The following is a 15911-nucleotide window of genomic DNA, read 5'->3' as shown; positions in this document are numbered from 1 at the left end:
GGTTTCCAGTTGATGTATGAAACAGGGACGTTACATCGTCCCTAGATACCAAGCAAGCAGGGAAGGCCAAAACCTCCCCTGCTTGGGATCAAAACCGCTCTATGTAAGGCGGCCAATTAGGCCTGTACGTACTTGCCGTCGGTGATGACGTACGCCGTGGGCTCCTTCTGGACCTGGCCCTTATCGTTCCAGGTGAGCTTGCCGGTCAGACCGTCAACGGTAATCTTGAGCATAGCCTTGGACAGCTTCTCGGCGGCCTCGGTCGGGTCGGCGTCGACACCAAGACCGGCCTCCTTGAGGGCCTCGGCCACCGCGTGCACGCCATCGTAGGCGTCGGCGGCAAACTGGTCGGGGGTATCGCCGTACTTATCCTTGTAAGCGTTGACGAAGTCGGCGTTCTTCTCGTCGTCGGCGGAGAACGGGGTCATGAGCAGCAGACCCTCAGCAAGAGAGGTATCGAAGCCCTCAACGCCCAGGATGCCGTCCATGCCGTCGCAGCCCATCATCTTGACGTCGTAGCCCATGTCCTTGGCGTTCTTGAGCAGGACGGACGCCGGCGTGTAGTAGATCGGCGCAAAGATCATGGTGGCGCCGGCCTGCTTGGCCTTGGTCAGCTGGTTCGTAAAGCTCGTGGCGGAGTCGTCCTTAAAGGTCTCCTCGTCAACAATCTCGAGCTTGGACTCAGCGGCCTGGGCCTTAAAGGAATCTGCGATGCCCGAAGAATATGCGTCGCCGGAGTTATAGAACAGCACGAACTTCTCGTCCGCATACTTCTGCGCCAGGAACTTGGCAGCGTTGACACCCTGGTTGGGGTCGGTGAAGCAAACCTGGAAGACGCAATCCTTGCCGTCGGTGACGTCCTCGGAGGACGCGGACGGGGTGATCATGAACGTCTTGGGGTCGTTACCGCACTCGGCGGCAACGGCAACCGACGCACCCGTGGTGGTCGGGCCGACGAGGGCCTGCATGCCCCAGTCGAGCAGGGTGTTGAAGGCGTTGACGGCCTTCTCGCCGTCGGCCTGGTCATCCTCGGCCTTGCTGGCAAGCGGCAGCTCCTTGGTCGAGAAATCCTTGCAGCCAAGCTCGACACCCTGGGTAACGGACTTGCCGTAGGACGCGTTGGCACCGGTCAGCGGGCCGATGGTGCCGATCTTAAACGAAGCGTCGCCCGAAGCGGAACCGCTATCGCCGCCGTTGGAGGAGCAGCCGGCTAGAATGGACATCGCCCCCAGACCTGCTGCGCTCGCGATAACGCTCCTGCGATTCATAACAGGGTTCAATGACTTACCGGTGAGGCTCGACATGCGGCTCTCCTCTCAAATCTCGTCGGGTTTCGGTTACCCGACAGGCCATCCTTCGCCGTGTTCGGCGTTCGCAAAATACTAGACGCTTTAGTTAAGGAAAGTGGCGATTATTTCAACTTTTCTTTGGATTTGTTCATTTATCCATAATTCTGCGTATTTCTATTACTTTATGCAGTAAGGCCACTTTATTGTGTGAAAGTAATGTTTCCGTTCTGTTACAGGCGTCCCTTCCCTGAATAAAACGGCCTCACCGGTCGCGCTTTATGCGCACTTAGGCGGCGATGTACTTGCCGTCCTGGATCACATAGGCCGTAGCGGGCTTTTCGACCTGGCCCTCGTCATTCCACGTCAGCTCGCCTGTCAGGCCCTCGATCTTGATCTTGCGCATGGCCTTGGCAAGGTCGCCGGCAATGTCGGCACCGTCGGCCGTAATGTCAATCCCCGCCTTGTCGATGGCCTCGACAATGGCGTGGACGCAATCGTAGGCGTCGGCGGCAAACTGGTTGGGTGTCTCGTCGTAGGCATCCTTATAGGCTTTGACGAAGTCGGCATTCTTCTCATCGTCAGCCGAAAACGGGGTCATGAGCAGTACGCCCTCGGCAAGAAAGGTATCGAAGCCTTCCACAGAGAGTAGGCCGTCCATGCCGTCGGTACCCATGAGGGTCATGTCGTAGCCCATGTCCTTGGCGTTCTTGAGCAAAACGGACGCCGGCGTGTAGTAGATCGGCGCAAAGATGAGCGTGGCGCCGGCCTCCTTGGCCTTGGTGAGCTGGTTGGTAAAGCTCGTGGAGGAATCGTCCTTAAAGGTCTCGGTATCGACGATATCAAGTTTGGACTCCTTGGCCTGCTCGGCAAAGGCATCGGCAACACCCGAGCTGTACGTATCGCCGGAGTTGTAGAACAGGGCGATCTTGGCATCCGCGTACTTCTCGGCCAAGAACTTCGCGGCGCTGGCGCCCATGGTGGGATCGGTGAAGCAAACCTGAAAGACCGTGGTCTTATCCTTGGTGACGTCGAGAGACGAGGCCGAGGGCGTGACCATGAGCATGTCGTCGGCAATCTCGCCCGAGACAGCGACGGCAGCACCGGTGGTGACCGGACCGACGAGCGCCTGCATGCCCCAGTCACACAGGGTATTGAAGGCGTTGATAGCCTTCTCGCCGTCAGCGACGTCATCCTCGGACTTAAGCGAGAGTTTGAGGTCCTTGGTCGAGAAATCCTTGGCGGCGAGCTTGGCACCCTTCTCGGCCGAAACGCCATAGGTTGCCGCGGCGCCGGTCAGAGGGCCGATGACACCGATCTTGAAGGTCTTGCCGTCATCGGCGGAGCCGCCCTCCGAGCCACCCGACGAGCAACCAGCGAGCGCCGCGGTGCCACCGAGCGCCGCGGCGCCAGCCAAGAAACTCCTGCGGTTAAGTACGTTGTTGATGCTAAACATGGTGTCCCCCTTTTCGCTGGCCGCGGTGCGGCCGTCTTGCGGTACAGGGCAAACCTTATGGTGCAAACGTTGACAGTTTGTTACGGAGTTCCGTTTGTAGCGAGCGTTTTTCCAATGTTTCCGCAGCGTTTCGGGGGTGCCGTTTTATGCGGCTCCTGTTGCCTGGCAAGCACACGCCCTCGGTTCACGCTAGAATGCACTCAACCTGCAATTGGTTAATCCATCTATAAGATGCACGAAGGAGCTATCTATGAGCGAATCCCTGCGCACCGTGAACGTCGGCCTCATCGGTCTGGGAACCGTCGGCGGCGGCGTGGCCCGTCTGATCAAGAGCCACCACGATGAGTACCTGGCCGCCTACGGCATCGACCTTAAGCTGACCCGCGCCTGTGCGCTTGCCTGGGAGCAGGCCGAAGCAGCCGGTATTGAGCGCGAGGCCTTTACGAGCGACTGGCATGACGTCGTCACGGACCCCGCCGTCGATATCGTCGTCGAGCTCATCGGCGGCGAGCACCCCGCGACCGAGATCTTCACCACCGCTTTCGAGAACGGCAAGCACGTCGTCTCTGCCAACAAGGCCCTGCTGGGCCGTCATGTCGAGACGCTCGCCGAGAAGGCGCGCGCGTGCGGCGTGCAGATTAAGTGCGAGGCCAGCTGCGGCGGTGGCATCCCCATCGTGAGCACGCTCGAGCACGACCTGGTGGGCAACAAGATCCTGACCATCGCCGGCATCCTCAACGGCACCACCAACTACATCCTGTCGCGCATGGACGCCGAGGGCGCCGACTATGCCGACGTGCTTGCCGACGCGCAGGCCAAGGGCTACGCCGAGGCCGACCCGTCCGCCGACGTCGACGGCTTCGACGCCGCCAGTAAGACGGCCATCCTCGCCTCCATCGGCTTTGGCACCCGCGTGACCACCGACGACGTATACCAGCAGGGTATTCGCACCATCGGCGCCGAGGATATCGCCCAGGCTCGCGAGCTCGGCTACACCATTAAGCTGCTCGGCATCGCCCGCAACACCGACGCCGGCGTCGACGTCCGCGTGCATCCCACGCTGATCCCCGCCGATCACATGCTCGCCAAGGTCAACGGCGCCATGAACGCTGTCTACGTGGTAGGCGACGCCGTGGGCGAGACCATGTTCTACGGTGCGGGCGCAGGCTCCTTCCCCACCGCGAGTGCCGTCGTGGGCGACATCCTGTCGCTCTCCGAGCAGATCAGCCGCGGCGTGGCTCCGCTGCCCGAGATTGAGCCCTATGGCCACAACCTCGCCTTTAAGCCCATGGACGAGCTCCAGACCAAGTACTATGTGCGCCTGAAGGTCGCCGACCGCGTGGGCGCCCTGTCCGAGACGGTCGACATCTTTGCCAAGCACAACATCTCGATCTCGCTCATCAACCAGGTCGAAGACGGCAAGTCGGGCGCCAGCGATACCTGCTCGGTCATCTTCCTGACGCACCGCGCGCTCGAGAAGGACGTCCAGGCTGCCGCCGCCGAGCTTACCAGCGTCGACTGCGTGGCCGAGGTCGCCAACGTCCTGCGTATCGAGGACGTCGAGGCCTGGACCGAAGGCGTCATGGCCAACTAATTCAACGCTCGCCTAGCAATACGCGCTTTGAGGGCTCCCGTCCGATGTGGAACGGGAGCCCTTTTCTATCCGGCTTCCAAGCACAGCGGCAAAGCGGCATTTGCACGAGCCGTTCATCGGTGGCGCGGATTACCGTTCACCGATATGCGAACGCGACCGATTCCGGCTCCCGTTACGCTGTGCTGCGTACGTCCACCCCCGAAGAATGGAGGCACCATGTTGCTCGAGGGCAAGAAAGCAATCATCACCGGAGGCACGCGCGGTATCGGCTATGCCATCGCCTGTCGTTTTATCGAGGAAGGCGCTGCCGTCACCGTCTTTGGCTCGCGCCAGGAGACTGCCGACGCGGCCGTTGAGAAGCTGACAGCCGCCTATCCCGACGCCAAGGTCTGGGGTCGTTCCTGCGACCTCACCTCGCTCGAGGCCGTGACCGAGGCCTTTACGCAGGCCGCAGACGACATGGGCGGCTTGGACACGGTCGTTAACAACGCCGGCATCTCCCAGCGCTCGCCGCTTCTGGAGTACACGGCCGAAGAGTTCGCCAAGGTCATGGACCTCAACGTCGTCGCCGTCTTTAACGGCCACCAAGCCGCTGCCAAGATTATGGCCGAGGCAGGCCACGGCGGCACCATCACCACCACGAGCTCGATGGTCGCCAAGTACGGTCAGCCCTCCGGCGTTGGCTATCCCACGTCCAAGTTCGCCGTCAACGGTATGGTCCAGTCGCTCTCGCGCGAGCTCGCCCCCATGGGCATTCGCGTCAACGCTGTCGCTCCCGGCGTGACCAAGACCGATATGGTCGCCAACCTTCCCGAAGAGGTCATCAAGCCCATCATCGCCACCATTCCGCTCGGCCGCATGGGCGAGCCCGAGGACGTCGCCAACGCCTTCGTTTTCCTAGCGAGCGACATGTCCTCCTATGTCACGGGCGCCGTGCTCCCCGTCGACGGAGCCGCCCGCTCTTAAGGGACCACAAGCCTCAGCTCCCAGCCTCAACATAGTCCAACAAAGAAGGCGCGCCGTCTGCATCAACTGCAGGCAGCGCGCCTTCTTCTGTTTGAAAGGGAAGCTGTGTCCCGGAATTCCGACTCAGACCGGGACGCAGCTTCCCTCAGGGCCATGTTTCGGAAAGAGCGCCCCGTTTTGAACGCCGATTCTGGGATACCGTTTCCCAACGGCCCCCGTTTCGGAAACCACATCCCGTTCCGAGCCTTCAAAGCAGGACGCGGCTTCCCCGAGAGAGTATCGACTACTTGCCGTCGTCGTCCTCGGCTTCTTCTCTTGCATAGAGCTCCAGCATGCGGCGGCGGTATTCGCGCACGGCGAGCTTGGCGCGCTCCAGGCGGCGACGCTCGCGCGGGGTCAGCTCGGACGGGTCGACCTCGTCTCCATAGGTCTTATCGGCAAGAAGATGCGCCGCGTCCACAATACGGGCATCGATATGGCCGCTCGCCGCCTCGGCGGAAAGACGCTCGGCAATCGTATCGAGCGTAGGCAGGCCCTCGAATACGCGACCATGGCCATGCGAAGTCAGCAGCTCATGCTCGCGCGCGAGCAAGCTCGCTAGGTCGTGGTGGGCGCGCAGGATGTCGAGCGCATCGGATGGATGCTCGGCAACCTCTGCCACGGCGGCAACCGGCGCGGCGTCGACCACGCGGTAGAAGAGCTGCGCGAGCAACGGCATCAAGAACACCGTGATGGCACCGGCAGCAACCATGACCGACGCAATATCTTGCGACAGCGCGCCCGCGTTGACGGCAACGCTTGTCACGGCAACGATGATCGGCAGGGCCGTGGTGCAGTACAGGGCCACGGTAATGCGACCATACGCCGACACATCGCGCGTCGCAGGACAAATGCTCATAGAAATAAGTATGGGCACGGCACGAATAATCAACAACGCCACGATAAAGCCCACGAGCAGACCCGGGCGCGACGCCACGGCCGTCAGATCGATCTTTGCGCCCGATACGGTAAAGAATACCGGAATCAAAAAGCCGTAGGCCAGGCCATCAAGCTTGGTCTCGAGCGTATGGTTGCCCTCGGGGATGATGTAGCGCAAGACAAAGCCGGCGGCAAAAGAACCCAACACGATGTCGAGATCAAAGACAGCCGAGAACGCCACGAGCGTGACCAGGATGAGCACCGTCAGGCGCACGAAGGTCTGCGACGTGGTATCGGCGCGTTCCTCGACAAACGCAAAGAAGCGACTGCCGACGCGCTTGGAGCGGCTAGGGACCACGGCCAGCAACACGCAGACCACCGCAAACAAGCCAAGGATTACAAGCGTTTGGATGCCGGTGCGGGCAGACAGCAGCACCGACATGGCAAGCACAGGGCCGAGCTCACCCCAGGTGCCATACGCGAGAATCGAGTCGCCCACGCGCGTGCCGGTGAGCGAGCGCTCACGCATGATGGGCACGAGCGTACCGAGCGCCGTCGAAGTGAGGGCAAGCGTCACGGCGATACCGTCGAAATGGCTGACCGAGAACCACGGGGTAAAGCGCACGGCAAGCCAGGCGATACCAAACGTGACGACCCACGTCGCCAAGCCGTAGCGCCCCTCCACACCCGTGATGCTCTTGGGGTCGATCTCAAAGCCGGCAAGCAGGAACAAAAAGGCCAGGCCGAGCTCGGATACGAGCGAGACCTCGGCATCTACATGGATGACGCCGAGCATATGGGGTCCCAGCACCGCGCCGAGCACGAGCAAAAAGACCGTCTCGGGAACGGGTTTTCCGGGAATCGCCGAGGCGATAAAAGGACTCGCAAAGGCCACGAGTGCGATGATGGCGAGCGAAACGAATGCCATGTGATGCCTTTCTCTTGTTTGCGCTTCACTGTAGCACCCTCGCCGTCCTCAACGCGCCGCGAGCTGTCGTATCATAGTGAGGTTTACAAACATGTGGCTCAAGGCGACCGCAGGGCAGACCCCGCAAACCGACCGCTGCCGCATACCGTACCGTACGCCCAACCGATCAGGAAGGCAGGAACCAATGGTCTCTCGTATCTACGTGGAGAAGAAACCCGGGTTCGACGTCGAGGCTCAGCAGCTCAAGGGCGAGCTGACCGAAATTCTCGGCATCAAGGGCATCGAGGCCCTGAGGATCATCAACCGCTACGACGTCGAGGGCATCGACGAGGAGCTTTTCCGCTCCTGCGTGCCGACCGTCTTTAGCGAGCCCCAGGTCGATGTGACCTACGACGAGCTCCCCGCAAGCGATGGCGCCGTCTTTGCCGTCGAATTCCTGCCTGGCCAGTTTGACCAGCGCGCCGACTCCGCCAGCGAGTGCGTGCAGCTCATCAGCCAGGGCGAGCGCCCCGCCGTGCGCTCCGCCAAGGTCTATATCATCTCGGGCGCTCTGGACGAAGCCGCCATCGAGGCCATCAAGCACTATGTGGTGAACCCCGTCGAGGCGCGCATCGCCTCGCTCGACCTGCCCGAGACGCTGTACATGGAGACTCCCGAGCCCCAGCCCGTCGAGGTGCTCGACGGCTTCCGCAAGCTCGACGAGGCCGGCCTTGCCGCCTTTATTGCCGATCGCGGCCTTGCCATGGACGAGGCAGACATCGCCTTCTGCCAGCAGTACTTCCGCGATGAGGACCGCGACCCCACCATCACCGAGATCCGCGTAATCGACACCTATTGGTCCGACCACTGCCGCCACACCACTTTCGGCACCGTCCTGGACGACGTGACGATCGACGACGCCGTAGTGCAGCAGGCCTTCGACCGCTACATGGAGATGCGCCATGAGCTCGGTCGCGACGCCAAGCCCGTCTGCCTCATGGACATGGGCACCATCGGCGCCAAGTACCTCAAGAAGACCGGCGTCATGACCGATGTCGATGAGTCCGAGGAGATCAACGCCTGCACCGTCAAGGTGAAGGTCGATGTCGATGGCGAGGACCAGGACTGGCTATTCCTCTTTAAGAACGAGACCCACAACCACCCGACCGAGATCGAGCCCTTCGGCGGTGCCGCCACCTGCGTGGGCGGCGCTATCCGTGACCCGCTCTCGGGCCGCAGCTATGTGTACCAGGCCATGCGCGTCACCGGCGCCGGCGACCCCACCGTCCCGGTTTCCGAGACGCTCGAGGGCAAGCTGCCGCAGCGCAAGCTCGTGACTACTGCCGCCGCCGGCTACTCCAGCTACGGCAACCAGATCGGCCTTGCCACCGGTCAGGTCAACGAGCTCTATCACCCCGGCTACGTGGCCAAGCGCATGGAGGTCGGCGCCGTCGTGGGCGCTACCCCGGCAAACCACGTGCGCCGCGAGTGCCCCGCCCCCACCGACAAGATCATCCTGCTGGGCGGCCGCACCGGCCGTGACGGCATCGGCGGTGCCACCGGCTCCTCCAAGACCCAGAACACCGAGTCCATCGAGACCTCGGGCGCCGAGGTCCAGAAGGGCAACGCCCCGGTCGAGCGCAAGCTGCAGCGCCTCTTCCGCCGCGGCGACGCCTGCCGCCTGATCAAGCGCTGCAACGACTTTGGCGCCGGCGGCGTCTCGGTCGCCGTGGGCGAGCTTGCCGACGGCCTGTATGTCGACCTGGACACCGTGACCAAGAAGTACGACGGCCTGGACGGCACCGAGCTCGCTATCTCTGAGTCCCAGGAGCGCATGGCCTGCGCCGTCGCCGACGGTGACGTCGAGGAGTTCATGGGCTACGCCGCCGAGGAGAACCTGGAGGCGACCGTTATCGCCGAGGTTACCGCCGAGCCGCGCATGCGCATGGCCTGGAACGGCGTCGCCATCGTCGACCTGTCCCGCGAGTTCCTCAACTCCAACGGCGCACCCAAGCACCAGGTCGCCCACGTGTGCGCCCGTAGCGTGTGGCAGCCCAGCTGGGCCGGCACCACGCTCGGCGAGCGCATGACCTCGCTTGTCACCGATCTTAACGTCGCCTCCAACAAGGGCCTTTCCGAGCGCTTCGACTCCACCATCGGTGCCGCGACCGTGCTCATGCCCTTTGGTGGCAAGACGCAGCTCACTCCGAGCTCTGCCATGGTCGCCAAGTTCCCCGTGGACGGCGAGACCACCACGGCGAGCGCTATGGCATGGGGCTTCAACCCCTACCTGATGGAGGCCGACCAGTTTGCGGGCGCCTACCTGTCCGTGGTCGAGTCCATCGCCAAGCTCGTTGCCGCCGGCTTTGAGCACAAGCGCGCCTACCTCTCCTTCCAGGAGTACTTCGAGCGTCTGCGCACCGAGGCCGAGCGTTGGGGCAAGCCCATGGCAGCCGTCCTGGGCGCCCTTATGGCCCAGGTCGACCTGGGTGCCGGCGCCATCGGCGGTAAGGATTCCATGAGCGGCTCGTTTGAGGACGAAGCCGGCGAGCTCAACGTTCCGCCGACCCTGATCAGCTTCGCTGTCGCCGTGGGCCGCGCGGCGCGCGCCGTCTCCCCCGAGTTCAAGGGCCTGACGCACCGCGTTGTCCGTATCGCCCCCGCCACCTATGGCGAGGACTACCGTCCCGATGCTCAGCAGCTTCTCGCCGCATTTGACGCCGTCGAGGCGCTCACCGCCACCGGCGACGCCCTGGCCGTCTCCACGCCCGGCTACGGCTGCGGTGCCGAGAGCCTCTTTAAGATGTGCGTCGGTAACCAGATCGGCATCGAGCTTGCCGATGATGTAGACGTAGAGAGCCTCTTCACCCCGCTCTACGGCAGCTTTATCGTCGAGCTCGCCGAGGATGCCGAGCTGCCCGAGGTCGCCGACGGCGTTGTCGTCGAGCCCCTGGGCACCACCGTCGAGGGCTATGTCATCGACACCGGCTCCGAGGTCATCGAGCTCTCCGAGCTCCAGGAGGCCTGGGAGAGCGGCATCGAGGGCGTCTTTGCCTACCGCAGCGCCGACGAGACCCCCGAGGTCGAGACCATCGACTTCCGTGCCAAGGACATCCACGTGTACAGCGGCGCCAAGATCGCCCGTCCGCGCGTGATCATCCCCGTGTTCCCCGGCAACAACTGTGAGTACGACAGCGCACGTGCCTTCCGCGCAGCCGGTGCCGAAGCCGACACCTTCGTGATCAACAACCTCACGCCCGAGGCCGTCGCCGAGAGCACCCACGAGCTTGCCCGCCGCATCCGTGCAAGCCAGATCGTCATGATCCCCGGCGGCTTCTCGGGCGGCGACGAGCCCGACGGCTCTGCCAAGTTCATCACGGCGTTCTTCCGCGCTCCCGAGGTCACCGAGGCAGTTCGCGACCTGCTCAAGGCCCGCGACGGCCTGATGCTAGGCATCTGCAACGGCTTCCAGGCCCTGGTCAAGCTCGGTCTGGTGCCCTATGGCGACATCGTCGACGCCACGCCCGATGCGCCCACGTTGACGTTCAACACCATCGGTCGTCATCAGAGCCGTCTGGTGCGCACCCGCATCTCGTCCAACCTGTCCCCGTGGCTGTCGCAGTGCAGCTTGGACGACCCCTACACCGTCGCCATCAGCCACGGCGAGGGCCGCTTTGTCGCCAATGACGAAGTGCTCACCCAGCTGATCGCCAACGGCCAGGTCGCCACGCAGTACGTGGGCGAGAACGGCAAGCCCAGCATGGATCTCTCCGTCAACCCCAACGGCTCCGCACTCGCCATCGAGGGCATCACGAGCCCCGACGGCCGCGTCCTGGGCAAGATGGGCCATGCCGAGCGTCGCGGCGACAACCTGTACCGCAACGTGCCCGAGCATGTCCCCGGCGATAAGTTCATGCCGATCTTTGAGAGCGGCGTGGCCTACTTCGCTTAAACCTTTTCCATCAGGTACAATCCCTTCGGGTAACAACACCCGCCACCGACACATCCGGTGGCGGGTTCTTTTTTACTTCGCGCATGTAGGAAGGACATCATGGAAAGCCGCAAGCCGTATCTCGCCACCCTGCCCGGACTCATCCTGGGCTGTCTTGTTTGCTGTGCACTCTGGGGATCGGCCTTTCCCTGCATCAAGATCGGCTACGCACTCTTTAGCATCCCAGCGCACGATAGCGCTTCGCAGCTGCTCTTTGCAGGTTTACGCTTTACGCTTGCCGGCGCCCTGGTTATCGTTGGGATGAGCGCGGCCCAACGCCGCCCCCTCATACCGCAAGCGCGCGACATCAAGCCCATCTTTGTCTTGTCGCTCTTCCAGACTATCGGGCAGTACTTCTTTTTCTATCTGGGCCTCTCGCGCGCCAGCGCCATGTCGAGCTCCATCATCGAGGCCAGCGCCAACTTCCTCGCAATCCTCTTTGCCGCCCTGGCATTTCACACCGAGAAGCTCAATACGGCCAAGGTGCTTGGCTGTGCGCTGGGCTTTGCCGGCGTCGCGCTCGTCAACCTTTCGGGCGCGGACGGCACCTTTGGCTTTACGCTCGACGGCGAGGGCTTTATCTTGGCTTCCACTGTTGCAGGCGCCCTATCGACCTGCCTGATCGGCATATTCTCGCGCGAGCACGACGGCGTCTTGCTTGCCGGGTGGCAGTTTTTAGTCGGTGGCGTGGTCCTTACCGCCATCGGGTTTTTGATGGGCGGCACGTTGTCCCCCACCGAAATCGCCCCCGCCATCGCGCTCATCATTTATATGGCACTCATTTCCGCCGTCGCGTACTCGCTGTGGTCGCGCCTGCTTGCCGTCAACCCCGTCAGCCGCGTCTCGGTCTTTGGGTTTATGAACCCCGTCTTTGGTGTGGTGCTGAGCGCGCTGCTGCTCGGCGAGGGCGCTGGCACGAGCCCCGTTACCGTCATCGTTGCCCTGCTGTTGGTCTGCGGCGGCATCATCATCGTCAACAAACCCAAAAAAGCCTAGCGAGTTCACCTTTTTAGAGAGGATGTTCGCAAACTTTAGCTTAATGGAGCACACTGGTTCTCGTTGATTTCGTACCGAGTCGCGGCGGCAGACGCCCGTCTTGCCGCACCGCGCCTGGGCATTATGGCCGGTGGCCCCCACAAACGCAAAAAGGGGCGCACGACCACCACGGTCGTGCGCCCCTTTTCCTAGCGTATCTGGACGCCGGCCTTCTTTTTCTCGGCCTTGACGCGGTAGAGCTCCGCGTCGGCAGCGCGAAGCAAGTCTTGCCAGGTATCGACGCCGTCACCGACCCGTGCGTAGCCGATGGACATCCGCAACAGATACGGCACCTCGGCGCGCGCGAGCTCGTCGTTGATTGCCGCGCACAGACGTATGATGTCCTGTTCCGCTGCCGCCTTTTGAAGGACTACGAACTCATCGCCGCCATAACGTGCGATAAAGCTGCCAGACGCCGTGCAGACCTTTTTGAGCGCAGCAGATAAGACCTGAAGAGCATGATCACCCTCCACATGTCCATAGCGATCGTTAATCTGCTTAAAGCCGTCAGCGTCCATCATGAGAAGATACACATCGTCCGTATGACCAACATTTGAGAAGAGCGACAGCATATAGGTCTCAAAACGGTTGCGATTGTTGAGGCCAGTCAACGGGTCGGTCGAGATGAGCTGCTCCTGGCAGATGATATAGAGCAGCAACATGCTAATCATTATGCCGACACAAAGGCCAGGCACCGAGTATACGATCTGAAAGGTACCGCCCACCAGGGCCGGAATGGCGAAAAATGCTAAGGTTCGATAGATAGCCTTCGTCTGCAGGCTCTCGACCCTGCGAGATTGCACAAACGCATGCAGGGACGTATGTATAACGTAACAGTAGCTGACAATGGGCTGGATCATATAGGCAAAGCCGCGACGATACACGCCCTGCGAATCGATATAGAACAGGGCGTGCGTCCAGTAACTGGTAAAAGCCAGCACGACCACCAGAGCCGTAGGCAACGTTACAAGCACCACCCTATAGCGCGAGGTCACAAGGTGAGAACCCTGCATCGTCTCGGAATAGAAAAACCAAATGAGGCACGCGATGGCGAACAGCGAAAACGAAACCGCGTTGGAAATCCAGTTGGCCGTGATGCCTACAGGAGTGCTCACGCCGTCCGAGAGCGTCCAGATCATATCGAAGAAAATGTAGGCAGCAGACGTGTAGCCCAGCATGCTAAACAAAAGCTGCTGGGTGCTCGAGAACAGGGAGCGACGGCTTCGTACGGCAAGTCCGATAAGAATAATCATGCACAGCAGGAATATCTCGATCTTGAGTGCCTTTACCACTAGACGCCCTCCCTTCAATATCCAAGTGGCCAGAATCGCCCAATTCGAATCTGGGCAACAAACACCCCCTACTCCGCAGGGGTAAGGGGAATAATAGCAGAGCGCCCGAACGTCACTGCAAGACAGCTCTCGTTCGGGCGCTCAAACGGCGCGAGTTGCACGCCGGAATCATTGATGGGTATCGATTGCTACTCGCCATCGATGTCGGTCGCGACAGCCTCTTCGATGGCCTCGACACCGGCAGGCGACAGGTCTTCCTTGCCCTGGCAGAACTTCTTATCGACCCAGCCGGTCAGAATCGGGGCCATGATTGCCGTGATGATGACGGCAGTGGCGATCTGCGCATACGCGGTGGGCGCAAGCTCGGCATAGCGCGGAGCGACCTCGGCGAGGGCGACCGGCGTGGTCATGGCCGTGCCGGCAATGGTGGAACATGCCACAGCCGCCTTACCATTGCCGCCACACAGGCGCTCGAAGGCAAAGGTAATGGGACCGACGATAAAGAGCGTGATGAGGCCCAGCAGGATGCCCGAAATGCCACCGGCGATGAAGCTCGAAAGGCTCATGGACGCACCGAGCTGAAAACCAATTACAGCGATCGCGGGATTGGCGCCGGGAACCAGCAGGTTCTTGATAAACGGGAACAAGTTGCCCAGGACCATGCCGATAACAAGCGGCAGGATGGATCCGATGATGGTGCCGACGGGGATGTTGGCGAGACCCGAAACACCAAGGATGATCATCGTGACGGCGGGGCCGGCCGTAAAGAACAGGATACCGACAGCGCCCTGCTCGGACTCATCGCCGAACTCGCCCATGATGCCCGTATAGAGCGCCATGTTGCAAAACGTAATGCCGCCGATGATGGAAACCGAGCTCAGGCCTAAAAAGTTATCGTTAAAGAAGTACGCGACGCCCAGACCCAGCGCGGCTGCCACTACAAGCTTAGGAATCAGCACGACGATGCCGGTCTTGATGGCGCCCGGCGTGGACTTAAAGCTGATGCCGGCGCCCACGAACAGCAAGATCGCGGCAACGATGGTGTTGGAGCCGCCGCGGCAGGCAGCCGTAAAGAAGCCGCCGACCTCAAAGACCTGCGGGCAGAAGGTATTGAGCAAAAGGCCGACGATCATCGGATAGATCATGATGTCGCCCGGGATGCGCGGTACCTTGAATTTCTTTTGCTCGCTGGCGGTCGCTTCCTGTGCCATGAAACCCCCATTTCCGCTGACGCAGAACAAAAGCCCACGTCACGCTTTGCTACAGTAAAGTTTGACCATGGTACCAGAAGAAGCAGACCGCCTCGGTGAGAAATTCGATTCGTTAGGCCGGGACGATAACGCGTCCTGCTCCTATACGAGGCTCAAAACGATATAGAACACGATGCCCGAAACGCAGCACCACAACATCGACTTTGTCTTGATTGCCACCGCCACGACGCCGGTGGCCGCAATCCAGGGAACCAAGGCAGGCCAGAGTCCCGCGTCGAACGCGCCGGGGTTCACCAAGTCGTTGGTGACCAGCGCGGCAAAGGCAGCGGGCGGGATATAGCCCAGGGCCTCGGTAATGCGGGGCGACAGGGTCCGCCCGCGCAAGGCGAACGCCGGCGCGATGCGAAAGAACGCGATAGCAGCCCACGACGACAGCCACAGAACCAAGAACTCGTTAGCGGGCATCGCGGGCACCTCTTCCGTCAAATACAGCATCGCACGCCAGCGCAATGGCAATGCCGACCACGACGCTTGCCGGCACGGCAATATTCGCGAGGCCCAAGAACTTGCATACGGCGACGGACACCGCGCCCGAAACCGCCGCGACAACGTTACCGCGCGACAGCCGCTGCGAAAAGAGCAGGCAGATAAAGAGCGAGGTGCAGACAAAGGCTGCAATGTCGGTGGGAACATCGACAACGGCGCCGACGATGGCGCCCATCGTACACGAAACGCCCCATGTTGCGATGAGGATTACGTTGAGCACAAAGGACTCGCGCGGGCCCCAATCCTCCCCTTCAACCAACTTGGCAAGCGAGATGCCATATGCCTCCTCGGTAAGTGTCGCGGCAACAGCCAGCGTCTGACGCTTCGAGGCACCCCTCAGATGCGGTGCGATCGATGCCGAGTAAAGCGCAAAGCGCGAGGAGATTGCGGCGACGCTCGCGACGATCGATGCTGCAGGCACACCCGCCAGCCACAGGTTGCAGATCATAAACTGGCCGCTGCCCGTCACAAACGTACTGCTTAGAGCAAAGACCATCCAGGGCTCCATTCCCGTCTGCCCCATGATCATTCCGCACGGCGCGCCTATTGCAACATAGGTAAGCATCACTGGCCAGACGGTTCTAACGATTTTGAGCACCATACGTTTCTCATCCTGACAAGGTCTCCGAGCCGCATGTAGCGACACGGCAGAATCATCATCCGGCAGCAACCGAGTTCACCTACAATTGCCACCGGATCGAAAGACACA

The 15911-nt window shown here is 61.5% G+C and carries 11 protein-coding genes; 4 read left to right on the top strand and 7 right to left on the bottom strand.

Features of this window, described 5'->3' with window-relative positions:
* Window positions 1–116 precede the first annotated feature (116 nt).
* Both PMX60_RS08265 and PMX60_RS08260 read right to left on the bottom strand, forming a co-directional pair.
* Window positions 117–1304, bottom strand: coding sequence for an ABC transporter substrate-binding protein (locus PMX60_RS08265; protein WP_117758807.1), 1188 nt, complete (start codon window positions 1302–1304; stop codon window positions 117–119).
* Between the two features lie 271 nt (window positions 1305–1575).
* Complete coding sequence (locus PMX60_RS08260) at window positions 1576–2742, bottom strand: ABC transporter substrate-binding protein (RefSeq protein WP_271747525.1); 1167 nt, start codon at window positions 2740–2742, stop codon at window positions 1576–1578.
* Between the two features lie 250 nt (window positions 2743–2992).
* On the opposite strand from PMX60_RS08260, the gene PMX60_RS08255 reads away from it, so the two are divergent.
* Together PMX60_RS08255 and PMX60_RS08250 are read left to right on the top strand one after the other, a co-directional pair.
* Window positions 2993–4336 carry a homoserine dehydrogenase gene (locus PMX60_RS08255; RefSeq protein ID WP_271747524.1) on the top strand — a complete coding sequence of 448 codons (1344 nt, stop codon included), beginning with the start codon at window positions 2993–2995 and terminating at the stop codon, window positions 4334–4336.
* A 216-nt stretch (window positions 4337–4552) separates the two neighbouring features.
* Window positions 4553–5302, top strand: coding sequence for an SDR family NAD(P)-dependent oxidoreductase (locus PMX60_RS08250; RefSeq protein WP_271747523.1), 750 nt, complete (start codon window positions 4553–4555; stop codon window positions 5300–5302).
* Between the two features lie 283 nt (window positions 5303–5585).
* Here PMX60_RS08250 and PMX60_RS08245 read toward each other — a convergent pair whose 3' ends face one another.
* A complete protein-coding gene (locus PMX60_RS08245; protein ID WP_006234446.1) occupies window positions 5586–7148 on the bottom strand; it encodes a cation:proton antiporter domain-containing protein in 1563 nt (520 codons plus the stop codon).
* A 184-nt stretch (window positions 7149–7332) separates the two neighbouring features.
* On the opposite strand from PMX60_RS08245, the gene PMX60_RS08240 reads away from it, so the two are divergent.
* Both PMX60_RS08240 and PMX60_RS08235 read left to right on the top strand, forming a co-directional pair.
* A complete protein-coding gene (locus PMX60_RS08240; RefSeq protein ID WP_271747522.1) occupies window positions 7333–11079 on the top strand; it encodes a phosphoribosylformylglycinamidine synthase in 3747 nt (1248 codons plus the stop codon).
* Window positions 11080–11178: 99 nt separating this feature from the next.
* Complete coding sequence (locus tag PMX60_RS08235) at window positions 11179–12114, top strand: DMT family transporter (RefSeq protein WP_271747521.1); 936 nt, start codon at window positions 11179–11181, stop codon at window positions 12112–12114.
* Window positions 12115–12302: 188 nt separating this feature from the next.
* Here PMX60_RS08235 and PMX60_RS08230 read toward each other — a convergent pair whose 3' ends face one another.
* The 4 genes from PMX60_RS08230 to PMX60_RS08215 all read right to left on the bottom strand — a co-directional run bounded on the left by PMX60_RS08230 (window position 12303) and on the right by PMX60_RS08215 (window position 15767).
* Window positions 12303–13445, bottom strand: a complete 1143-nt coding sequence (locus PMX60_RS08230) for a GGDEF domain-containing protein (RefSeq protein WP_271747520.1) — start codon at window positions 13443–13445, stop codon at window positions 12303–12305.
* 188 nt (window positions 13446–13633) lie between these two features.
* Window positions 13634–14656, bottom strand: a complete 1023-nt coding sequence (locus tag PMX60_RS08225; RefSeq protein ID WP_195246483.1) for a 2-keto-3-deoxygluconate permease — start codon at window positions 14654–14656, stop codon at window positions 13634–13636.
* A 141-nt stretch (window positions 14657–14797) separates the two neighbouring features.
* Window positions 14798–15121: an AzlD domain-containing protein gene (locus tag PMX60_RS08220; RefSeq protein ID WP_271747519.1), complete on the bottom strand. Its 324-nt coding sequence runs from the start codon at window positions 15119–15121 to the stop codon at window positions 14798–14800.
* On the bottom strand, window positions 15111–15767 hold the full coding sequence (locus PMX60_RS08215; protein ID WP_271747531.1) for an AzlC family ABC transporter permease: 657 nt from the start codon (window positions 15765–15767) through the stop codon (window positions 15111–15113). The genes PMX60_RS08220 and PMX60_RS08215 overlap by 11 nt, the downstream gene beginning before the upstream one ends.
* Window positions 15768–15911: the final 144 nt, after the last annotated feature.

Source organism: Collinsella aerofaciens (assembly GCF_028206995.1).
GTDB lineage: Bacteria > Actinomycetota > Coriobacteriia > Coriobacteriales > Coriobacteriaceae > Collinsella > Collinsella aerofaciens_AQ.
The sequence above is the reverse complement of the archived record's forward strand: the minus strand, read 5'-3'. Positions and strand labels throughout refer to the sequence as shown.